At 52.6% G+C, this 22,048-nt stretch carries 20 protein-coding genes and 1 tRNA gene; 9 read left to right on the top strand and 12 right to left on the bottom strand.

Annotated features, from left to right (window positions below):
• Positions 1-90: 90 nt before the first annotated feature.
• The 3 genes from SPI6313_RS10840 (at position 91) to SPI6313_RS10830 (ending at position 2,768) form a co-directional block, all read left to right on the top strand.
• Positions 91-423 carry a DUF760 domain-containing protein gene (locus SPI6313_RS10840; RefSeq protein WP_072621015.1) on the top strand — a complete coding sequence of 111 codons (333 nt, stop codon included), beginning with the start codon at positions 91-93 and terminating at the stop codon, positions 421-423.
• Between the two features lie 5 nt (positions 424-428).
• Complete coding sequence (locus SPI6313_RS10835; protein ID WP_072621014.1) at positions 429-923, top strand: hypothetical protein; 495 nt, start codon at positions 429-431, stop codon at positions 921-923.
• A gap of 99 nt (positions 924-1,022) precedes the next feature.
• On the top strand, positions 1,023-2,768 hold the full coding sequence (locus SPI6313_RS10830; RefSeq protein WP_072621013.1) for an FAD-dependent oxidoreductase: 1,746 nt from the start codon (positions 1,023-1,025) through the stop codon (positions 2,766-2,768).
• A 97-nt stretch (positions 2,769-2,865) separates the two neighbouring features.
• Here the strand turns inward: SPI6313_RS10830 and acsF are convergent, their stop codons facing one another.
• Both acsF and SPI6313_RS10820 read right to left on the bottom strand, forming a co-directional pair.
• Entirely contained in the window at positions 2,866-3,942 is a 1,077-nt protein-coding gene (gene acsF, locus SPI6313_RS10825) for a magnesium-protoporphyrin IX monomethyl ester (oxidative) cyclase (protein WP_072621012.1), read from the bottom strand.
• A 212-nt stretch (positions 3,943-4,154) separates the two neighbouring features.
• Positions 4,155-5,339 (bottom strand): NAD(P)H-quinone oxidoreductase subunit H, encoded by a 1,185-nt coding sequence (locus tag SPI6313_RS10820; protein WP_072621011.1) that lies wholly within the window; start codon positions 5,337-5,339, stop codon positions 4,155-4,157.
• Between the two features lie 526 nt (positions 5,340-5,865).
• Here SPI6313_RS10820 and SPI6313_RS10815 point away from each other — a divergent pair.
• Positions 5,866-7,488: a DUF262 domain-containing protein gene (locus SPI6313_RS10815; RefSeq protein WP_072621010.1), complete on the top strand. Its 1,623-nt coding sequence runs from the start codon at positions 5,866-5,868 to the stop codon at positions 7,486-7,488.
• Positions 7,485-8,741 (top strand): type II toxin-antitoxin system HipA family toxin, encoded by a 1,257-nt coding sequence (locus SPI6313_RS10810; RefSeq protein ID WP_072621009.1) that lies wholly within the window; start codon positions 7,485-7,487, stop codon positions 8,739-8,741. The genes SPI6313_RS10815 and SPI6313_RS10810 overlap by 4 nt, the downstream gene beginning before the upstream one ends.
• A gap of 213 nt (positions 8,742-8,954) precedes the next feature.
• On the opposite strand, the gene SPI6313_RS10805 is transcribed toward SPI6313_RS10810, so the two are convergent.
• The 4 genes from SPI6313_RS10805 to SPI6313_RS10790 all read right to left on the bottom strand — a co-directional run bounded on the left by SPI6313_RS10805 (position 8,955) and on the right by SPI6313_RS10790 (position 14,011).
• Positions 8,955-9,857: a cell division protein FtsX gene (locus SPI6313_RS10805; RefSeq protein WP_072621008.1), complete on the bottom strand. Its 903-nt coding sequence runs from the start codon at positions 9,855-9,857 to the stop codon at positions 8,955-8,957.
• Positions 9,858-9,863: 6 nt separating this feature from the next.
• Complete coding sequence (locus SPI6313_RS10800; protein ID WP_072621007.1) at positions 9,864-11,381, bottom strand: SagB/ThcOx family dehydrogenase; 1,518 nt, start codon at positions 11,379-11,381, stop codon at positions 9,864-9,866.
• A 99-nt stretch (positions 11,382-11,480) separates the two neighbouring features.
• Positions 11,481-12,878 carry a magnesium transporter gene (mgtE, locus tag SPI6313_RS10795; RefSeq protein ID WP_084668985.1) on the bottom strand — a complete coding sequence of 466 codons (1,398 nt, stop codon included), beginning with the start codon at positions 12,876-12,878 and terminating at the stop codon, positions 11,481-11,483.
• Between the two features lie 89 nt (positions 12,879-12,967).
• Positions 12,968-14,011, bottom strand: a complete 1,044-nt coding sequence (locus SPI6313_RS10790; protein ID WP_072621005.1) for a potassium channel family protein — start codon at positions 14,009-14,011, stop codon at positions 12,968-12,970.
• 69 nt (positions 14,012-14,080) lie between these two features.
• Between SPI6313_RS10790 and SPI6313_RS10785 the strand changes: the two genes are divergently transcribed.
• The 3 genes from SPI6313_RS10785 (at position 14,081) to SPI6313_RS10775 (ending at position 16,566) form a co-directional block, all read left to right on the top strand.
• Positions 14,081-15,352 carry an aspartate aminotransferase family protein gene (locus SPI6313_RS10785; RefSeq protein WP_072621004.1) on the top strand — a complete coding sequence of 424 codons (1,272 nt, stop codon included), beginning with the start codon at positions 14,081-14,083 and terminating at the stop codon, positions 15,350-15,352.
• A gap of 69 nt (positions 15,353-15,421) precedes the next feature.
• The gene (gene grxC, locus SPI6313_RS10780; RefSeq protein ID WP_072621003.1) at positions 15,422-15,691 is read left to right on the top strand and encodes a glutaredoxin 3; all 270 of its coding nucleotides are present in this window, start codon (positions 15,422-15,424) and stop codon (positions 15,689-15,691) included.
• A 206-nt stretch (positions 15,692-15,897) separates the two neighbouring features.
• On the top strand, positions 15,898-16,566 hold the full coding sequence (locus tag SPI6313_RS10775; RefSeq protein ID WP_072621002.1) for an ATP-dependent Clp protease proteolytic subunit: 669 nt from the start codon (positions 15,898-15,900) through the stop codon (positions 16,564-16,566).
• A 173-nt stretch (positions 16,567-16,739) separates the two neighbouring features.
• Here SPI6313_RS10775 and SPI6313_RS10770 read toward each other — a convergent pair whose 3' ends face one another.
• The 6 genes from SPI6313_RS10770 to SPI6313_RS10745 form a co-directional block, all read right to left on the bottom strand.
• Positions 16,740-17,180 carry a type II toxin-antitoxin system VapC family toxin gene (locus SPI6313_RS10770; RefSeq protein WP_072621001.1) on the bottom strand — a complete coding sequence of 147 codons (441 nt, stop codon included), beginning with the start codon at positions 17,178-17,180 and terminating at the stop codon, positions 16,740-16,742.
• Positions 17,177-17,404, bottom strand: a complete 228-nt coding sequence (locus SPI6313_RS10765; RefSeq protein ID WP_072621000.1) for a hypothetical protein — start codon at positions 17,402-17,404, stop codon at positions 17,177-17,179. Before SPI6313_RS10765 ends, SPI6313_RS10770 begins: the two co-directional genes overlap by 4 nt.
• 239 nt (positions 17,405-17,643) lie before the next feature.
• Positions 17,644-18,243: an urease accessory protein UreG gene (ureG, locus tag SPI6313_RS10760; protein ID WP_072620999.1), complete on the bottom strand. Its 600-nt coding sequence runs from the start codon at positions 18,241-18,243 to the stop codon at positions 17,644-17,646.
• A gap of 130 nt (positions 18,244-18,373) precedes the next feature.
• A tRNA-Gln gene (locus tag SPI6313_RS10755) sits at positions 18,374-18,445 on the bottom strand.
• An 85-nt stretch (positions 18,446-18,530) separates the two neighbouring features.
• Complete coding sequence (gene xseA / locus SPI6313_RS10750; protein WP_072620998.1) at positions 18,531-19,685, bottom strand: exodeoxyribonuclease VII large subunit; 1,155 nt, start codon at positions 19,683-19,685, stop codon at positions 18,531-18,533.
• 12 nt (positions 19,686-19,697) lie between these two features.
• Complete coding sequence (locus SPI6313_RS10745; protein WP_072620997.1) at positions 19,698-21,035, bottom strand: GTP-binding protein; 1,338 nt, start codon at positions 21,033-21,035, stop codon at positions 19,698-19,700.
• 219 nt (positions 21,036-21,254) lie between these two features.
• On the opposite strand from SPI6313_RS10745, the gene SPI6313_RS10740 reads away from it, so the two are divergent.
• On the top strand, positions 21,255-22,004 hold the full coding sequence (locus SPI6313_RS10740; RefSeq protein ID WP_072620996.1) for an aspartyl/asparaginyl beta-hydroxylase domain-containing protein: 750 nt from the start codon (positions 21,255-21,257) through the stop codon (positions 22,002-22,004).
• The last annotated feature ends 44 nt before the right edge of the window (positions 22,005-22,048 follow it).

Raw genomic sequence — 22,048 nt, 5'->3', positions numbered from 1 at the left:
ATAACCCCCCCCTGTGGCTGCTTTGCCATCCACACCGGGAATATGTCAAAGTAGAACCAAGAAGTCACCCCATTCTTAGAATCAAACCTGATGGTATTAGACCCCAACCTCTTTAACTTCGACACGGACGAAGCCGACATTAATCTGCTGTTGCAGTATCTCAAGCAGCAACGTCCTGAAGTTCTAGAGCAGGTAGCGCAGTCGGCAACATCGGAAGTCAGACAAATTATTACCCACAATGTGCAAGGATTGGTGGGTTTACTGCCTGCGGAAGACTTTAATGTGCAAATCGTCACAGACCGGGAAAATATGGCCAATCTGTTGGCTTCGGCGATGATGACAGGCTATTTTTTACGGCGCATGGAGCAGCGGATGGAACTTGATGCGTCGCTCGACAATACCGGAACCCTGCACGGAGATTAACCCTTATGAATTTGCGCCAATTTTTGCGGCCGTGGCTGCGATCGCTGCTTTCGGTCTGTGGTGTGTTGTTGATTGCCCTGGGGGTAAGTGGCGCGATCGCCCCGGAAGCGATCGCCCTCACTAGCGTTGACCTGTCCGATCTCAGTTATCACGAATGCCCCGCCGAATTCTCCGAAGGGGCGGTGACCAGTATGGGCAGCGAGGCCGCCAGTTGCTACATCATCACCGGCACTGCTACCAACTCCACCAATAAATACGTCATCGATGCGGATGTATTCGGGCGCATTTATGACCGCAATGGTAATTCTGTCTTTCAAAACCGGACTCGTGTGGGTTTAATTCCGGAAGTTCCCCCCGGAAAAAGTACGTTTGAAGTGCGGATCACCGTTGACGCTCGCCAAAAGCCCCCGTTACAACTCAAGCAGTTTAAAGCCTCTGGGTTTACTGCCCGCGTGCGTCCGTTTTATTACGACGAAAACGACGAATTGACCAATTTTTAAGGGGCGATCGCTCTACAATTGAGGCTGAAATTGAAGAAGGTGCGATGATTCGCGCCTTTTTTGGTGTTAGGGTTCAGGATTGGAGATTTTGAGAGAGCGATGAGAGAGCAGTTAACGGCAGATCTGTTGGTGGTGGGGGGCGGTACGGGGGGAACCTGTGCGGCGATTCAGGCGGCGCGACGGGGAGCAAACACAATTCTCGTTAGTGCGGGGGATTGGTTGGGGGGAATGCTGACGGCGGCGGGGGTTTCGGTTCCCGATGGCCATGAGTTGACGGCCTGGCAAACGGGGTTATGGGGGGCGTATTTAGCAGCGTTGCGCGATCGCCAACCGGGGGGACTCGATCACAGTTGGGTGAGTCTGTTTAGTTATGAACCCCGGATCGGGGCGGCGATTTTTGCGGATTGGGTGGCGGCGTTGCCGAATTTGCATTGGATTCGCGGCCAGGAACCGACGGGGGTGGAACGGAAGGGCGATCGCATCACTGCCGTCAATTTTCCTGACTATCGGATCACCGCCTCCATCACCCTCGACGGGACAGAACTCGGCGATCTCCTCGCCTTGGGAGACGTTCCCCACCGCTGGGGCTGGGAATTGCAATCGGAATTTAACGAACCCAGTGCGCCCCCGGCGTGGAACGACCTCACCGATCGCTATCCCGTTCAATCTCCCACCTGGGTCGCCTATCTCCAAGACTACGGCGCAAACCAGACCGCCCCCGCGATTCCCTGCCCGACTGGGGTGGATTTCGACAGTTTCAGGGGAGCGTGGGCGAACTACGGCGGGTCGCATTTCCTCGATTATGGCCGCTTGCCGGGGGGTCAGTTCATGCTCAACTGGCCGATTCAGGGCAATGATTACGGTGTTGGGTTAGAGCGATTGATCGCATCCGATACCGCCCGCGCTGAATTTGGCCGCGCAGCCCAGGCCATGAGCCTCGCCTTTGCCCACCATATTCAGGCGGAACTGGGCGATCGCTACGGCCTCGCCGCTCACGCTTTCCCCAATCCCAACAACCCCGCCCTCGCCCTCCAACCCTACTACCGCGAAAGCCGCCGCCTCCGGGGACTCACGACGATCACCGAGGCGGATATTTTGCCCCAAGCGGGGGAATCTGTCGCGGCTCTACCAATAGCTCAGGATCAAGTGCAAGCGATCGCCTTCGGCAACTATGCCAATGATCATCACTACCCCGGTTTTGACTTTCCCCTCCAACCGAAATCGATCCAGTGGGGCGGACGTTGGACGGGGACACCGTTTACGATTCCCTACGGTGCGATCGTGCCGGAGCAGGTGCGGGGCCTCTTGGTCTGTGAAAAAAATATTTCCGTGTCTCACATTGCCAACGGTTCGACCCGCTTACAGCCAATGGTGATGGGGATTGGACAAGCGGCGGGGATGGCGGCGGCGCTCTGTGTTGAGCGGGGTTGTGATCCGGTGGAGTTGGCGGTGCGATCGCTGCAAGAGGCGTTGATCGGAGATGCGATCGCCCCCGCTGCCGTTGTTCCTCTATTCAATCTCCCCCCCAATCATCCCCATTGGGGCCACTGGCAACGCCATTACCTCGACCAGCCCGATGCTTATCCCGCTGATGGTAACGCGCCGATTGACTCAGCATTTACGAGTGAAGTTGAAGCAGGAGAAGCGATCGCCGCCCCCATCACCATCACCGCCCCCCACCAATATCACCTCACCCACGCGGGCCAAACCTGGCAAGTGATCACCACCCGCCCCGAAGTCAAAGCCAAACTACAAACCCTCAACTCCGGCCAATCCGTCCACCTCTGGGGCCGCTGCAACCCCTCCGGCCGCTGGATTGTCGTCGAAAAACTCGATCGCCCCTAAACCACAAAACAGGGCATGATCGCAATCATGCCCCGTTTGAAATGCAGGTAAGGGGCCAAAGCCCCTTGTTTCCCTGGTGATAGTTCGAGTCGTGAGCTTAACGCACCGCACCCATGGCTTGGAGAGAATCAATCGGCTTCATGAAGTAGAGCTTCGCCAACTGCACGCCATTGCTGATGTAGTGGGGGAGTTTCTTGAAGAACTTAACCACACCAGAGGCGTTAGATGCTGCGATCGCCGTCAACTTCTCGTTATTCTTGACGCAGATTTCCAAGGACTCGTAGAACGTCGGATTCTTCACATCCAGCATCACCGGGAACACCCGCGCCGCCGTCTCGTTGGTTTTCTCGATCACATGCTTATCGTATTCACGCGCATCCAAACCCAACGCCGCGTAAAAGTCCTTGCGTTGAATATCATTGAGATACATCGTCGCAAACACCGACAACAAAAAGAACCGGCACCACAGTTTCGCCTTCCAATCGTTGAGAATGCTCGGTTGCGCCCGCATCAAGGCATCAAAGAAATCGCCGTGGCGGTTTTCATCTTGACACCAATTTTCAAAGAAATTGAAAATCGGATAGATGCGATCCTCTGGGTGTTGTTCAAGGTGACGATAGATCGTGATATAACGCCAATAGCCGATTTTCTCCGACAAATAAGTCGCGTAGAAAATGAACTTCGGCTTAAAGAAGGTATAGCTACGGCTCTTGGTCAAAAAGCCCAAATCCAGCGACAAATTAAAATCAGACATCGCTTTATTGAGGAAACCCGCATGACGTGCTTCGTCCCGCGACATCAGCGTGAAGCCTTCGGCCAAGAGGGGGTTTTTGGTCTTGAGACGACGGCCCAATTCTTTATAAAGTAAGAACCCAGAAAATTCAGCGGTACAAGACCGTTCTAAAAATTCAATAAATAATTGGCGTTGCGCACCGTCGATATGATCCCACGATTGGGCAAATTGATCATCACGAACGAAGTGCTTTTGATTATAGTCAGTGCGAAATTCTTCGATGATGGCTCTTAATTCGTCTTCGTTGACGGATAGATCCATCTTGGCCATTTCGTCGAAGTCTGTGGTGTAAAACCGAGGCGTGAGAATCGTTTCTTTGGCGGGAGATTTTACCCCCGGACGGATTTCATCAAATTTGGCTTGTTCAGCGGTCGCTACCATAGTATTAAACGAGAAATGCTAATGTTTGGTGAGATGACCTAGGATGGGCAGGTCTAGGCGGCCCGTGGGCTGTGTTTCAGTGTAACAAGGCTTTTGAGTGGGGTTAATTACTCATTCACTAAATGTAACGAACTGTTACTTAAGGCGGTGCGATCGCTCTTCTCCCCTCAGGTCATGGTTCTGCCACGGCACGAGGGGAGGAGAGGGTCTAGCTAGCGATCCACCGATCCCATAATCACGTCAATACTGCCCAAAATCGCCATAATATCCGCAACTTTCACCCCCTTCAGGAGTTGGGGCAGAATTTGCAAGTTATTGAAATCGGGCGGACGCACCTTAAAACGCCAGGGAAAGATATTGTCATTGCCGACAATATACACACCCAGTTCGCCCTTGCCACTTTCGAGGCGGACATAATGCTCACCCGACGGAATCTTAAAGGTCGGAGCCACTTTTTTCGCCACGTATTGATAATCAAAGCCGTTCCATTCGGACTTGCGGCCTTCCATCATCCGTTTCGCTTCCAGGTTCTCGTAGGGGCCGCCCGGAATCCCGGCGCAGGCTTGGCGAATGATTTTCACCGACTCACGCATTTCCCGAATCCGCACCAGATACCGCGCCATACAGTCGCCGCTGGTTTCCCATTGGATATCCCAGTCAAAATCGTCGTAACATTCGTAGTGATCCACCTTGCGCAGATCCCACTTCACCCCGGAACCGCGCAACATCGGCCCCGACAGACCCCAGTTGATCGCTTCATCGCGGCCAATGGTGCCCACGCCTTCGATGCGGCGGCGGAAAATGGGGTTATTGGTGATCAACTTTTCATATTCATCCACTTTGGGCAGGAAGTAATCGCAAAAGTCGATACATTTATCCAGCCAACCGTAGGGCAGATCGACGGCAACGCCACCGACGCGGAAATAGTTGTTATTGATCAACCGTGCTCCGCTGGCGGCTTCCCACAGGTCGTAGATTAATTCTCGTTCGCGGAAGATGTAGAAGAAGGGGGTTTGTGCACCCACGTCTGCGAGGAAGGGACCAAGCCACAGGAGGTGGTTGGCGATGCGATTGAGTTCGAGCATGATGACGCGAATATATTGCGCCCGCTTGGGGACTTCAATATCCGCGAGTTTTTCCGGTGCGTTGACGGTGATCGCCTCGTTGAACATTCCGGCGGCGTAGTCCCAACGGCTGACGTAGGGGACAAACATCACGGTGGAACGGTTTTCGGCGATTTTTTCCATCCCTCGATGGAGGTAGCCGATCACGGGTTCACAGTCGAGAACGTCTTCCCCGTCGAGGGTGACGATGAGTCGTAGAACGCCGTGCATCGAGGGATGGTGTGGCCCCATGTTCAAGACCATGGGTTCGGTTCTGGTTTCTATCTGTGCCATAGATCGGCGGTTTCCCTCTGTTGATGTGCGATGCGGGGCGGTAACCCCGATGTTTTAGTCGGTGTATGCTTTGACCATTATAGAAAGCTCTGGGCCTTGCGATCCGTTTGATGGCCATTGAGGCGGGGTGTTGGGTGATTTGAATGCCTTATCGAAATGATACTCGGCGGATGGCGAAGAGGCTGCCGGTGGTTCCGACGCAGTCGAGGCGCTTGGGCTGCTGCTGTGGTGTTTTCATCGCACTGACTCTGATTGCGGTAGAAATCCCCATAGGGGGGTGTTATCTTGCGATCGCTGGAATCACCCATAGTATCGGAGTTAGATCGCACATACTTGACAACACCCTGCTGAGGGGAGTTATCCTGCGATCGCGGTCTAATACATAGTTAGGGTGACACTAAGCTCGGTCATTCCTTCTCAGAATGTGAAACCTACCACCTGCTGAGGTAAAACTTATATAATACAGCTATATAGAGTACAAACGAACCTCAACAGTCGCTTTAATTGAGGATCTTTCTGGGAAATTATGACCGCATCAGAAAAAAAACGGCTTCATCTCCAAGCAGAGACTTTTACGGTTGAGGCATTAATTCGCGAAATTAAGCGTGGCTTAATACGAGTTCCCGATTTTCAGCGCCCACTCCGATGGGAATCAGGGGACGTGAAATTGTTTTTTGACAGCATCTATCAAGGGTATCCTGTTGGCTCTTTTTTGATGAGAAGAGCGTATGCTCCTGCTTCTGTCATACGATATGGTTCTGTTAGAGTCGATGCACCAGAGTCAAATTCAGCATTATGGGTTGTCGATGGACAACAACGTTTGACTGCGCTTGCTGCTGGATTGGCACGTGATAAAGAAATGCCAGCAACTCCTGATGATCCTTGGGTTCTTTACTTTGATGCTAAAGAGCAAATATTTCATGTTCCACCCAGAAGTGGTGTTTTTTCCTCAACATGGGTACCTGTTACACAGTTATTAGATGCATCGACCTTAAGCGAGTGGGTCTTTAATTGGAAGCATGCTAAAGATTCAGAACTGCGAAAGTCCGTTTTTGACGCTGGAGCACGAATTCGTCAATACGAAATTCCACTTTATGTTGTTGAAACAGGAGACGAGAAGCTTCTTCGAGATATCTTTTACCGAATCAATGATTCGGGTAAGAAGATGAAATGGCAGGACATTCATGATGCACTTTTTGGACGAAAGTCGGATGAGCCATCTACCCTTAGCGGTTTAGCAGATGAATTGAAGGCTCTTGGTATCGGGCGACCTTCGGAAGATCAACTGCTTTCTGCCATTATGGCTTTCAAAGGTCTAGATGCTACCCGAAGCATTTCAGAGCATTATCGTCGAGATCCTGAGATACTTCGTGATGCAGTCAGCGAGGCGTTACCTGCACTTAGGCAAGTACTAATTTTTCTCAAAACACACGCTGAAATTCCTCATCTTAGATTACTACCACGTTCACTTCCGTTCTTTGTTCTTACGAAGTTTTTTGGTCTCTATCCAGAACCTAATAGTAGAACAATAACCTTACTTGTTCGGTGGACGTGGCGAACTCTATTGGGAATAAAGTCGGTTGATGAAAGAACTTTACTTCGACACAGCCTAGATGCTATCGAAGGCAATGAACCAGAAAAAACCATGCAAAAGCTGTTAGTCCAGATCCCTCGTACAAAAGGGCTAGATTATACCTTGCCCCAAAAATTTGATGCTCGTGCAGCAGATAGCCGAATTATTCTTGTAGCTTTAAGTTCACTTCATCCACTTCATCCTGAAAATGAAAAGCCTATTGATATTGCTGAATTAATTGAAGAATATGATCTCAATGCCTTCCGTAAAATTATCTCAGTTGGTACTGAAGCATCAAATCGGATTCTTCTGCCCCCTATTGTTAAAGGAGTCCGAAAAGAGCTTATTGATCTCATTAATAGAGAGGGACCGGATTCAGAAATACTTAAATCACACTGCGTTAATCGAAATGCTGCTGAACTTCTCAGGGATGGAAAGTTTGATGAATTTTTATCATGCCGTGGCAAACTCCTTATAGAGACAGTTGATTCTTTTAGCTCACGCTTGGCGGCTTGGGACATGAGTGATCGACCAAGTATTAACTATATCTTGCAACAAACAGGAGAAGAGGAATGACAGTTACATTAGGAGTCAGTCTCCATGGAAAAATAATTGGCTATCTGAGTCAGACTACCAATGGACAGATCGCGTTTCGCTTCACTGAATCTTATTTGTCCATGTTAGATCGCCCAGTACTAAGCCAGTCTTTTGAAGACGATTTGTTTCGTACTTACTATGGTAAAAATCGTTCTCTCCCTTCATTTTTTGCTAATTTAATTCCGGAGCATGGTGCATTACGGGATCTTATTGAAAAAAATTTGGGAGTTAATCCCAGTGACGATCTAGCTTTACTGGAGGCTGTGGGGTGTGACTTACCTGGTGCAGTAGAAATACTTCGTGTAGATGAAGATGACTTACTAGTTCAAGAAGACTTAGAAGTCCCTGTTTCTGTAGAAAATGATGAGAATGTCCAGAAAAATAAGGAACTTGGACTTCGATTTTCGTTAGCTGGTGTTCAAATGAAATTCTCTGTTTTACGCGATCCAGAGAGAATCACACTGCCTGCAAGGGATCAAGATGGTGAATGGATTGTCAAATTAGGCTCAACACGCTTTCCATTTACGGTCGAGAATGAATATGCCATTATGCAGTGGGCAATATCTGCTGGGTTTGATGTACCAGAATGTCACTTGCAAGATGCCAAAACAGTTAATGCTTCTCTGAGAAGGCATACTGACTTTGGGGAGCGTGTTTTTGTGATTCGTCGGTACGACAGACGAGAGGGACTCCGCATTCACCAAGAAGACTTTGCTCAGATTGCTAACTTGCGACCTGAACTTAAGTATGACCACCTAAAATATGAACAGTGTGCTGGATTAATTAAACAACTTCTTGGTAATGATGCATACGATGAATTCATCCGTCGGCTTACATTTGTTATTGCTTCTGGAAATGCAGACGCTCATTTGAAAAATTGGTCACTGATATATTTAGATAAGCAATCTCCAAGTCTTGCACCGATGTACGATCAGGTATGTACGGTTGCATGGCCAGAGGTGAAATCTGAGCTTGCTCTTAAGCTGGCAGGTACGAAAAACTGGTTTGCTTTAGAACTGAGACGGTTCGAGTCACTTGCTGAACGTGCTGGCGCTGATCCAATCAAGACGACTGAAACGGTTCAAGAAACGTTAGTTCAATTAGTAGATGCGTGGAATAACTCACCAGCCTCGACCTTACTTCCTCTACCTCATTTACAACACCTTCAGGATTTCTGGGGGCGAGTGCCGCTATTGCGCCCGTATGTGCTTCAAATGAAGTGGCCTACATAAAGAGCAGAATGAATTCTACTTCTGTGTAAAATTTTAATGCAATTGGATCTAATGTTTCTTATAAACTGATGTCCCCTAACAACCGCGCTGCACCGGAACGTACCAATACGTTTGGCTGAGTTGCAAAGGTTATCTGCGTCCGGTGAGCGCGACCGTTAGACCGCTGAATGTTTGTGGGGATACGATCGCGCCGAACCCATCGCAAGGCGGGGGTCAACGGAATGAGACGCGGCGGATGGCGAAGAGGCTGCCAGCGGTGCCGATGGAGATGCCGAGACTGAGGACGACGAGGGAGAGGAGGCTGTGCTGAACGGCGTTGATCGTGAATCCTTCGGCGAGGAAGCGGAGGAAGCCGGTTTGGGCCATGAGAATTTCTTGGATCAGGGTGCGTAGGAGGGTGATCAGGAGGAGGGCGATCGCACCCCCCACGGCCCCGAAGAAAATACCGTGAAGCACGAAGGGTAAGAGAATCCAGGCCTTGGTTGCGCCGACGAGTTGCATGATTTCCAGTTCATTCTGCCGGGCGAGGGCGATCAGGTTGAGGGTGGTGGTGATCACGGCGATCGCTGTTAACGATAACACCACCGTAATCGCGATGCTGACCCAATTTAAGCCCCGCTGAATTTGCCGAAATCGTTCGCTGGCTTCGTTGATATATACCGCCCGATCCACGCCCTCTAACCCCTGCAACTGCTGCACCACAGCGGGGATCACGGTGGTATTGATCACCGTGACTTTCAATTCATCCACGAGGGGATTGCCTTCGAGTTGCTGGGTGGCGAGGGTGCGATCGCTCACCCCCAATTCCGTCAGCAGGGAATCCCAGGCCTCTTCTTTCGTCACCAACCGCACCGCCTCCACCGTCGGCAGGGTTTCCACGGTCGGCAGGAGTTCCGCCCCCGCCACCTCCGGTTCTAGATATACCGACACCTCTAGCTGCGTCCCGAAATGGTCAAAGAGGGCATCCAGTTGCCAGGAGGTTTGCAAACAGAGGCCAAAGAGAAAGAGCAACACCGTCACGGTGCTAATCGCTGCGCCGTTCATCCAGCCGCCCCGCTGCAATCCGGCCCAGGTTTCGCGGAGGAGATAGGTGAGTTTGGTGAGGTTGGCAAGCATGGGCGGTTATTGATCGCGGGAGCGGGGACGGCCAAGGGTGGTGATGTAGACGACGGCTTCTTCGGGGGGAATACCGAGAACATCGTTGACTTGGTCATCGAAAAAGCCACCGATGCCACTGACCCCCAGATCGAGGGCGATCGCGGCCAAATTGAGCCGTTGCCCCAGGTGTCCTGCGTCGAGGTGGAGGTAGCGATAGGCGCGATCGCCGTATTTTTGCACCGCCCGCTTCAAGTCTACGGTGTGAAACACCACCGCCCCGGCATCGCGCCCCAGGTCTTGTCCAAGGCAGAGAAAATGCAACTCGCGGCGGAAGTTTTTAAAGCGAATTTGGCGCAATTCCTGGGCTTTGGGGGCGTAGTAATAACAGCCGGCATCGAGACCATCCACCCCAGAGACGACCACGAAGGTTTCGAGCAAGTTGCGATCGCAATAGTCCGGAGAGGGGTCGAGGCCTTGGCTTTGGTAATCCTGGGGTTGATAGGTGAAATGGAGGAGCGATCGCAATTCTTCAAGGCTTAAATCCGCCCCAGTGTAGGTGCGAGTCGAGCGGCGCTTGGCCATGGCCTGGGCAAGGCTTTGGAGATTGGGACCAAAATCAATCGGCTCCGTAGCCATGCTGATTTTCAAACAAAAGGGAAAATTGTACTTGTCATCCGGATTCGTCACCACTTCCGGATCGGGGTCGGCTTGGGTGTGGATGATCGTGGCGCGGTGAAGGTAGTAGAGCAGTTCGCCATCATCAACCGGGGCATAGCTGTCGTGAATGGGGGAGGGCAGGGCCACAAAGGGGGAGGCAACGGGGGACGGGCGATCGCGCTCATCCACCAGCGGCACCACCGTCAACACCCCCTCCAACGCCCCATCAAAATACATCAACTCATTAATCGCCTGGTCTTGAAACCCCGTAATCAGGTAGGGACGAAAGCCCGTCAACGCTCCCGCCAATTCTAAATTGCCCAACAGATGCCCCGTATCAAGGAAAATCCGCCGATAGGCCCGGTCTTCATAACGCCAAGCGGAGCGGTAAAAAATCGCTGACGTGACGATCGCATAGTCCGTCACCGCCAACACCGGATGCTCAAAACACACCCGCTGCAACTCCGGCCACACCTGTTGATCCCAGAAACGAATCAACGAATGATCGCTCGATTGATAGTTATACAAACCCGCCGGCAGTTGCGGCGTTCCCTTCGAGAGTAGATACACCTCCGCCGGATAGAGTCCCCCCGCCGACGGAGCCGATCGCAAATACAACGGTGGCCCCACCAAGGTCACCATTTTCGCCGTAATCCCATAGCTACGAAAAAGCAATTGCGACAACCGCCACCACACCGCCCCATCGGGATCAGCCCTGTCCGGAGCCGAGCCTTTGAGGTAGGGTTTGAGGTCATAGCGTTGCCCGACTTTGTAGTCTTTGAAGGGAGACGGTTGATTGGCGAAATTGATGCGTTTACTGCGTTGGGTAATGGTTTCCGGATTATATTTGGTGCGTTCGTGATAGTGGATAGCGAAGGAGTCCATAGTTTAGCTGCAATCAAAGCATGAATAGAAGAGATTCAGACTCGGCCATAACAGAAGACGAGGGGATGACATAGCCTAACGGAAGCGTTGCCCCAAACGCTAACCCATCAAAATCCAACGAGCAATATTAAAGTAAATCAATACCCCCAAGACATCAACTGCTGTGGTGATGAAGGGGGCCGACATCAAGGCAGGGTCTAGCTTGAGGGAGCGAAAGAGAAACGGTAAAGCAGACCCCGACACCGAGGCTAGCAGGGAAATTACCACTAAACTGCTGCCCACTGCGCCCGCAACGGCCAAGGTTTTTCCCATCAAAAAATGGGCCCAGAGGGTGGCTAAGGTGCCTAAGGATGCCCCTAACAATAATCCGGCCATGGCTTCACGGAGAATTACCTGCAAAGGGCCGAGGGCCCGCAGTTCGTCGGTGTTGAGACCCCGAATGACGACGGTAGACGATTGTGCGCCGATGTTGCCGCCCGTGCCGGTGAGGAGGGGAATGAAGGCGGCGATCGCGATCGCTTGCCCTGTCACCTCCAACGCCGCCCCTTGGGTTTGAATAATCAACCCCGTCACCGTATTCGTCCCCAACAACACCAATAGCCAAAACACCCGCCGCCGCGCCACCGTGATCAAATTCGTCTGAAAATAATTATCCCCCTCTGCCTGCACCCCCCCGATCGCATAGATATCTTCCGTGGCTTCCCGTTCGAGGATGTCGATCACATCATCCACCGTCACCACCCCCACGAGCCGCTGCTCTTTATCCACCACCGGCAAGGCAAGGAGGTCGTAGCGTTGGATCAGTCGCGCCACTTCTTCTTGATCCATTTCCGTCGTCATGCTGACCACATCGCGGGTCATGATGTCCCCTAGGGTTTTCTCTGGCGAGGAGATCACCAAGTCCCGCAGGGAGACAATCCCGGTGAGGCGGCGGGAACTGTCGGTGACGTAGAGGTAATAGATTAATTCGGAGGCGTTGGCGAGGGTGCGGATGCGATCGAGGGTTTGGGTAACGGTGAGATTTTCTTTGAGGGAAATGTATTCGGGGGTCATGATCCGCCCGGCGGTGTCTTCTTCGTAGCCCAAGAGGAGGGCGGTGGCTTGGCGTTCCTTGGGGCTGAGTTCGGCGAGGAGTTGGCGCACAACTTTGGCGGGGAGTTCATCAAAAAGACGGGCGCGATCGTCGGGGGACATGTGATCCACGATGTCGATCACTTCTTGGCGTTTAAATTCTTGGATTAGGGCCTGTTGAATCGAGGAATCTAAATGTTCGTAAACTTCGATCGCTTCATCCTTGGACAGGAGCCGAAAGGCAATCACCTGCATGGATTCGGGCAACCCTTCGATCGCTTCGGCAATGTCCACGGGTTGCACCGGCACCAGGAGGGCCTTCGCTCCTTGTAAATTCCCTTGTTCTAAGAGCATTTGGAGCTGCGATCGCACTAGCTGACGCAACTCGTAGCGGGGAATGGTTTGGACGGGGTTACTATCAACCAAAATTCAGGCTCAAATCATGATGATTTGTCATCTATCTTAAGCTGACTTCAGATCATTTAACCGATTCGGGGGATTCTGCGCGATCGCCCTCACTTTAACCAGTAGGGCCGCGACACCGCCAACAGGCGCGACAGTTGCCGCAATTGCTCCGATGTGCCCATACAGATCAACAAATCATTAGCGTGGAGATAGGTGTCTCCCATGGGGCCACCGAGGAGCGTCCCATCAGCGCGGCGAATGGCCAACACGAGCGCCCCGGTTTGGCCCCGTAGATTTGTCTCGCTCAGGGTTTTTCCCACACAGGGGCATTGGTTGGGGTCGAGGAGAAATTCATCCAGATAAAACGAGCGATTCGTGCCGGTAATAATCCCATCCACGAAATCCATCACCCGCGGCCGCAGGGCCGCCGCCGCTAACCGTCGCCCCCCGGTCACGTAGGGAGACACCACCGCATCCGCCCCGGCCCGCCGCAGTTTTTTCACGGCCTCTTCCGTGTTGGCACGGGCGATCGCCCTCAGATTCGGATTCAACGTCTTCGCCGACAGCACCGTGTAGAGATTTTCCGCATCGGACTGTAACGCCGCCACCAAACATAACGCCCGCTCAATCCCCGCCGTAATCAAGCAATCATCCAGGGTTGCATCCCCCTGCATCGCCATGTGGCCATCGGCCTGGGCTTCGGCGATCGCCTCCGGTTGCAAATCCACAACCACAAAGGGAATCTGTTCAGCGGCAAATTCCAGCGCAATCTGGTGGCCCGTGCGCCCATAGCCGCAGAGAATGTAATGGTCGTGGAGTGTTTCGATCAAGCGTTGGCGTTGGCGTTGGCGGAGTCTGTCTTGAAAATAGCCCTGAATGACGGCTTCCGTAAAGCGATTGACAATATAGCCAATATTTAAGACACCGAGGAAGATGAGGGCGATCGTGAACAAACGCGACTCCTGCCCCAGGGGTTCAATCTCCGAAAACCCCACCGTTGACAGGGTGATCATCGTCATATAGGCCGCATCCGTCCAAGACCAGCCCTCCACCATGGCATACCACACTGTTCCCAGCAGGAAAATCCCCCCCAGGCCCGCAATTCCGACGAGTAATTGTGTCTTGAGACGTTGATAGTTTTGCTCGGTGTTCATGCAAGGACGAATTTTCGGACTACCATTCTTATAAAGAAGCCATGTTTGTGATCATTCAGGAGTATCCTTGTGAGTCCAGAAACCCTCCTCCAAGCCCCAATCCCCATCAGCACGGAACCCTCTGCCTTCAGTCCTGAACAGTTTGATCAGGTGGTGATGACCACCTACGGTCGATTTCCCATTACGCTTGATCGGGGCGAGGGCTGTCGGGTTTGGGATACCGATGGCAACGCTTATCTAGATTGTGTCGCAGGCATCGCCACTTGCACCCTCGGCCACGCCCATCCGGCCCTGGTCAAAGCAGTGACGCAGCAAATCAAAAAGCTCCATCATGTGTCCAATCTGTACTATATCCGGGAGCAAGGCCAACTCGCGCAATGGATTGTGGATAATTCCTGCGCCGATCGCGTCTTCTTCTGCAATTCTGGCGCAGAAGCCAACGAAGCGGCGATTAAGCTGGCGCGGAAATACGCCCACGATGTGCAAGATATTCAATACCCGGTGATTCTGACTGCTAAAGCCAGTTTCCATGGCCGGACGATCGCCACGGTCACCGCCACCGGTCAAGAAAAATACCAAAAAGGCTTTGATCCACTGTTGCCGGGGTTTGCATATGTGTCCTACAACGATATTGAAGCGTTAGAACATGCGATCGGTGACATCGACGAAGGTAACCGCCGAGTTGGGGCGATCATGCTCGAACCGTTGCAAGGCGAGGGCGGTGTGCGGCCGGGGGATTTAGAATATTTCCTGCGGGTGCGCAAGATTTGTGATGATAACGGCTTGCTCTTGATCTTGGATGAGGTGCAGGTGGGCATGGGCCGCACCGGTAAACTCTGGGGCTATGAAAATCTGGGGATTGAACCGGATATCTTCACCAGTGCCAAGGGCCTCGCGGGAGGCATTCCCATCGGCGCGATGATGTGTAAGAGCAGTTGCGATCGCTTCGGCCCCGGTAACCACGCCAGCACCTTCGGCGGCAACCCCTTCGCCTGCGCCGCTGGCCTCGCCGTGGCGGAAACCATCAGTGCTGAAGGCCTACTCCAAAACGCCCAAGCCCGTGGCGAACAACTGCGCAAAACCCTCCGCGCCATCACCAATCAACACCCCGATCTCTTCGTGGAGGTGCGCGGCTGGGGGTTGATCAACGGGATTGAATTAAACGCCGAACGTGAGATCACCTCAATTGATCTCGTCAAAGCCGCGATGGATGAGGGGTTACTCCTTGTTCCGGCGGGGCCGAAGGTGGTGCGCTTTGTGCCGCCGTTGATCATTTCTGCGGAGGAAATAGAGGAGGCAGGCACGGCGTTTGAACGGGCGATCGCCGCCGTTCTCGCCTAGGAAGTGGGCCCAAAATTCGTTAAAATTACAGTAGCTTGTAACATAACTTCACGATTTACCAACTTTGCCATGGCTCCCAACATTGAAATCTACACCTGGAGCAGTTGCCCGTTCTGTATTCAGGCGAAGCGACTCCTGGATCAAAAAAGGGTTGAATACACCGAATATTGCATTGATGGGGATGCGATCGCCCGTGATCAAATGTCCGACCGGGCCAACGGCCGCCGCTCCCTGCCGCAAATTTTCATCAATAACGAGCATATCGGCGGCTGCGATGATCTCTATGACCTCGAAGCCACCGGCGAACTCGATGCCCGCCTTGAGCAATTAGCTGCATAATCCAGGTTGACATCATAACCCCTTAAAACTCTCTGATCACAACATCAGAGAGTTTTAAGCTTGGATCATGCTTGCTTCGTAACCCCTGAGCAAATTTCGCTCCAAGAAGCACTTTATAATAGCTAGATAAGTAGCATGGAGCATCTTTGAACATGGGGAAACAACTACCGTTCGTCGCGATTTTCAGCGTTGTACTGAGTCTATTGATGAATACACCCAGTGAGGGAAAAACGAGCATCCATCCTTCGACCGAGCGATCGCCCTTCACCCCTTCCCCGATCACCGCTCAGCCTGATGACAATGAACCCTGTGACGAGGTAGAGGATGAAGAGTCAATCACAGACAGAGTGATTTTTTTAAGTGGTGGCATTAGCGATGGAACGGCTGATTTAATTATTTCTCGGCTCCTTGAATTAGATGGAGAAAATCCAGAGAAAGATATTTATCTCTACATCAATTCTCCGGGAGGATCAGTCTACGCGGGTTTGGCAATTTATGACGCAATGCAGTCAGTTCAAGCGGATATTGTGACCGTCAGTATGGGATTTTCTGCATCCATGGCTGCGTTCTTACTCGCTGCGGGGACACCCGGAAAACGGTTTGCATTTCCCCATGCCCGGATCATGATTCATCAACCCTTTGGCTTTGCGATCGGCAATCCAGAGGATCTTGAAATTGGAGCACGAGAATCCAGATATCTGATGGATTTACTCAATCGTTTATTGGCAGTTCATACCGGACAACCGATCGCAAAAATCCGCCGCGATACGGAGCGTGACTATTACATGAGTGCCACGGAAGCCCAGGAATACCGCATCGTAGATCAGGTCATTGAGCAACATCCAATGATGCCAGCAGCGGAATCAACCCCATGATTTTGAAGTGCTAATCTTGGTCGTGTGGATCGTTCGTGAACGTCTAAACCTTGAGTTGTAGGGTGGGCAATGCCCACCTTGTCCACAGCGTAAGACGATCATATATAGCAGTATATTGGTGGTTAGGACATTTTGAGGAAGTCAAAACTCTCTTGTGGTGGGCATTGCCCACCCTACGTGATATCCTGACCCTCACGCCAAGGATTAATCAAAGTAACATTCATGACCAAAAAATCTTTAATATTGCGAGTCACCAAACTCAAATCATGATAGCGACAGGTTGCAGCAATTAAACTATCAATGACAGGCAGTTTTTGACCATGTTTCAATGCTTCTCCGCACATTGTAGCCCATACATCAATAACTCCCTGATCAATTGGCAGAATACGGGATGTAAACCGAGCATCTATACTTTTGAGCCATTGTGATAATAGTCTGGCTTTTTCAGGGTGAAGATTTTCTATTTTGACGATTCCTTTTTTGATTTCACCAATCGTCAGAACACTTAAAAATAATGCATCTTCATTCTGTTCGGACATCCAAGAAATCACTGAATCATTCGGCTTTTTCTTCAAATATTCCGACAAAGTGCAAGTATCTAGAAGATAACTCATAAAATGCAATCTCGTCCTGTGTCCTGATCTCGTTCAAAAAGCATTAGTTCTTCTTCATCTAAGATTGGTAATTGTAATATCTGATTTAAAGAATGGTTTGTCTTTGCGTGAGTCTGTTGAATGATGCGATCAATGGACTGAATCACGTCTTTAGCAATACGATTCTGATCTGGCTCAGATAGGATCTGGATTTTTTGGATCATTTCCTCTAACAAGTGATTCATAGGATCTAAGTTTCTATCATTTCTTTAATATTTCTAAAAACGATCATACCCAAAGGTGCGATCGCGTCAGCCACTTATCGCGTCAGCCACTTATCGCGTCAGCCACTTATCGCGTCAGCCACTTATCGTGCCTCAACATTGCTGGAATTTGAGCAGGATTAAACCAGCGGAGGCCGAAGATATTCATCAAATATATCCCACGCCTGCGAAGCCGCCATAGAGGCATGATGCAGTTAAGATTAAAGGACAATTTGGGTGGTGATGAAGTGGATGACTTCATCGAGGCCCTGTTGGGTTTTGAGGTTGGTGAAGATGAAGGGGCGATCGCTTCGCATTTTTTTCGCATCTCGATCCATGACGGCTAAATCTGCGCCGACATAGGGGGCGAGGTCGATTTTATTGATCACTAAGAGATCGGATTTGGTGATGCCGGGGCCGCCCTTGCGGGGGATTTTATCCCCTGCGGCCACGTCGATCACATAGATGGTTAAATCCACCAATTCCGGGCTAAAGGTGGCCGCCAAATTGTCGCCGCCGCTTTCGAGAAACACCAGTTGCAGCGGTGAAAACGTGGCTTCGAGTTCCGCCACAGCGGCGAGGTTCATTGAGGCATCTTCGCGGATGGCGGTGTGGGGACAACCCCCCGTTTCCACGCCCCGAATCCGATCGCTACTCAGGGCTTGCGATCGCACCAAAAACTGCGCGTCTTCTTGGGTGTAAATATCATTGGTGACTACCGCAATTTCGTAGCGATCGCGCAATGCCTTACAGAGCGCGTCCAATAATGCCGTTTTTCCCGACCCCACGGGCCCCGCGATCCCAACTCGATAGGCTGTCATAGATAATTCCTGGCGCTGAAGAGAGATAATCCATCGTTTATTTTAGACGGCGATCTCAGGCTTGCACCGATCCGACCCACCGAATCACAAACGAGCGAACCCGGTGGATCGGATTCGCTCGTTTAAGATGCTGGGGTGCCAGGGATCGAACCTGGGAATGGCGGTACCAAAAACCGCTGCCTTACCGCTTGGCGACACCCCATTGTGCTGGGCGTTTCAGTGCGCTAGCCTTTGTCAGTATAGCAGCTTGATCCGGAAAATTGTCAAGAATTTTGATCACAAGTTGGTCATGGTTCCGGATCGAGGGCGGTGATCGTGACCTGAACCGTGCCCTGAGCGAGTTTCAGGGTGAGGGTGTCGCCGGGGGTGAGGGTATCGCTCCGCCGCACGATCGCACCATTGGGCCGTTGGGCGATCGCGTAGCCCCGTTGCAACACCGCACGGGGATCAAGGGCGGCAAGTTTTTCGCGAAAAATTTGGGTTTGGAGGCGGGCCTGTTGGAGGCTTGGGGCCTGTTGGGGGAGGCGGTGGAGGCGATCGCGGAGGGTTTGGAGGTGGTCGGATTCATGAGCCAGACGGGTTTGTAGGGCCCGCAGGAGGCGATCGCGCCGCTGGTGATGGTCTTGGAGCCGTTGCAGCGCCGAGGGAACCACCCGTTCCGCTGCGGCCGTGGGTGTATGTACCGTCACATCCGCCACCAGATCCGCCAAGGTTTGATCCCGTTCATGGCCAATCCCTGTCACCACCGGCCGCCGACAGTCTGCGATCGCTCGGATCACCCGTTCATCATTAAAACAGGCCAGATCCTCCGTTGCGCCGCCCCCCCGCGCCAGGATGATCACCTCGGCGCGATCGTCGGCTTCCACCCGGTCTAGGGCGGCGGCGATGCTGGCGGGAGCCTGTTCCCCTTGGACGGTGGCCGGCGCGAAAAGAATGTGAATACTCGGATCGCGGGCTTGGATTGTGCGCTGGATATCGCCCCAGGCCGCAGCGGTGGGGGCCGTGACGATCGCGATCGTGCGGGGATGGGCCGGGAGGGGTTGTTTCAAGAGGGGATCAAACAGACCTTCGGCGGCGAGGCGCGATCGCACCTGTTGCAACCGCAACGCCTGGGCCCCATCCCCCAAGGGCAAAATCTGGACAATTTGCAGCCGATATTCCCCTCGTTTCGCGTAGAGACTCACCGACCCCAGCACCGCCACCTGCTCACCAACGCGAGGATGATGCTTCAACTGAGACCGCATCCGACCCCACACCACCCCCTGCACCGTGGCTTCTTCCGCCGGATCAGCTAGGGTCAAAAATAACCCCACCCGATGATCGTTCGCCGTAGTCACTTCCCCCGTCACCCAGACATGCTGCAAGACGGGGTCATCTTCGAGGCTGCTTTTGATGTAGTCCGTCAGACCGGCCACTGAGACCGAGCGTGAAATCAGTTCCATAGCTTGCAAAGGTTAAGAATTGAGCCAATCGCGGCGGAGGCGATCGATGATCGTCTGGCGGTCTACTTGGGTCAAGATTGTGCGAATCACGGTATTGGGGCCGCGATCGCCCCAGGTACAGCCCTGCTCTAGGTATTGCTGCGCCACCTTGCCCACCACGTAGGAACCGTAGCCCGCCAACCCCCCTTGCAGAAGTGCCGTCGTTGTCCAAGTCCCCCACAGGGAGGCATCCACGAGGCTGGCACTTTTGCCGATGCCCAGCACCGCATTGCTGCCAAACTCTGCTAGTAGTAATGTACCAGAACTAAAGAGGATTTTGCGCCAGAGTTTTTCGGCGGCAAAACTGGTCATCGGCAACCCGTACAGTTTCGCCAAACTCCGAATCAAGGCCAAATCCGTCACCGCACCCCCCACCACATCTAAAAGCGCGATCGGGTTTAAGCCCACCACCACCGCCTTCCACTTCGCATAGTTCCAAATCAAGGCTTCGGCTTCAGCGGCCCGATGTTCAATGGTTTTACTGACGAGGGATTGGGTAGCTTGGCGGGCCTGGACGAGGGCATTGAGGGCGAGGAGCGATCGCCCCTCTTGCTGGAGCAGGTCGAGAATTTTCGCCCGTAATGGTTCAATCTGGGGCGGCGGCGTTTCCCAGGTCTCCGTCACTCGCCCATCGGGCCATTCCGTCCGCACCGGAAATGGAGCAGGATCAGCCGCCACCATCACCACTTCATCCAGGGAAATCAACGCTGTCAACTCCCGATCCAGTCCTCCATTCTCCGCCCACTGCTGCAACTGTTGATAAATCACAGCGCGATCCACGTCAGGATAGAGGTCAATTTTGTTAAACACCAGAATCAGCGGTTTATGGGCCCGTCGCAACTCCCGCAATGCCTCATATTCCGTGCGCGTCATATCCCCCGCCACCACAAACAAAATCAAATCCGCCTGTTGGGCCACCTCTTGGGCCATGGTCGCCCGCCCTTGGCCTTCGATTTCATCTAATCCCGGTGTGTCAATCAGTTCAATTTGCGTCTCGTCCCCCAGTAACCAGCGCACGGATTGGGGATATTTCGTCTCGCCATTGATCGGACTCGTCACTAGGGTATTCTGCCCCACCAAGGCATTTAACACCGCCGATTTGCCCCGACTCACCAGGCCAAACACCGCAATCCGCACTGCATGCTGTTCTAGTTTGGTCAGGGCGGCTTTGATGGTTTGCAGGTGCGATCGCACTGCGGCCTGAAGTTCCGGGCTGGGTAAATATCGCCCATGGCGCTGAAATCCGGCATACCATCCTAGGGTGTGCTTTAGACTCGATTGGGCTTGCTGATAATGATCGTCAGGGTTCATGGGTGTCGAGGCTCTGAAACACTTACCATGGCTAACAATGATGGGCGATCTCAACAACGTTCGCAACAACGTTCACAACTAGAGCGACACTCCGCCCCAATGTGCCCCCGTGACAAACGGCAACGATCGCAGGCCAATCGCAGAACTGAAACGCGATCGCCCCCAATCCCGAACCGTTTTTTTGTACACTAGGGTGCTGAAATTAATGGCAGAGGGTTTATGAAGCGTCTCATGGGTTGGATTGTCAAACGGTTAGAGCAGGCTGTGCCTTGGGCTGAGAAGATTGTGCCGCGCTACTCCAAAGTGGGCGAATCCGTGTTTTTCACCAAAGAACAATTTCCCTGGGCGGAGACCCTCGAAGCCAATTGGCCCGTGATTCGCCAGGAATTGGATCAGATCCTCGAACGGGTGGATGATCTGCCCAATTTTCAAGATATTTCTCAACGCCAATACCGAATCGCCAACGATAACCGCTGGAAAACTTATTTTTTCTGGGCCTTTAATTTTCGCGCCCAGGGGAATTGCGATCGCTGCCCCGAAACCACGAAGCTCCTCGACACCATCCCCGGCGTGAAAGTCGCCTTCTTTTCCATCCTCGCCCCCGGCAAACATATCCCCCGCCATCGCGGTAAACATAAGGGCTTCATCCGCTATCACCTCGCCCTCAAAGTCCCCGAACCCCGCGACCAATGCCGCATCCAAATCGACGACCAAATCGCCATCTGGGAAGAAGGCAAAAGCCTGATTTTTGACGACACCTACGATCACGAAGTCTGGAACGACACCGATGGCTATCGGGCGGTGCTGTTTCTCGACGTGATGCGCCCGCTGCGGTTTCCCCTCTCCTTCGTCAATTGGCTCGCCTGTCATCTCGTTTCCGCCTCGCCCATCGTCCAAGATGCCCGCGCCAACCATGAAGCCTGGGAGCGTAAATTTTCTACGCCCCCACGGGAAACGGTGTCCCGGTAGTCGCCCAACCTTGTAGGCAAGGGGTTTAAACCCCTTGCTCGGTT

The organism is Spirulina major PCC 6313 (genome assembly GCF_001890765.1).
Lineage (GTDB): Bacteria > Cyanobacteriota > Cyanobacteriia > Cyanobacteriales > Spirulinaceae > Spirulina > Spirulina major.
This window is presented reverse-complemented; position numbering and strand designations above follow the sequence as displayed.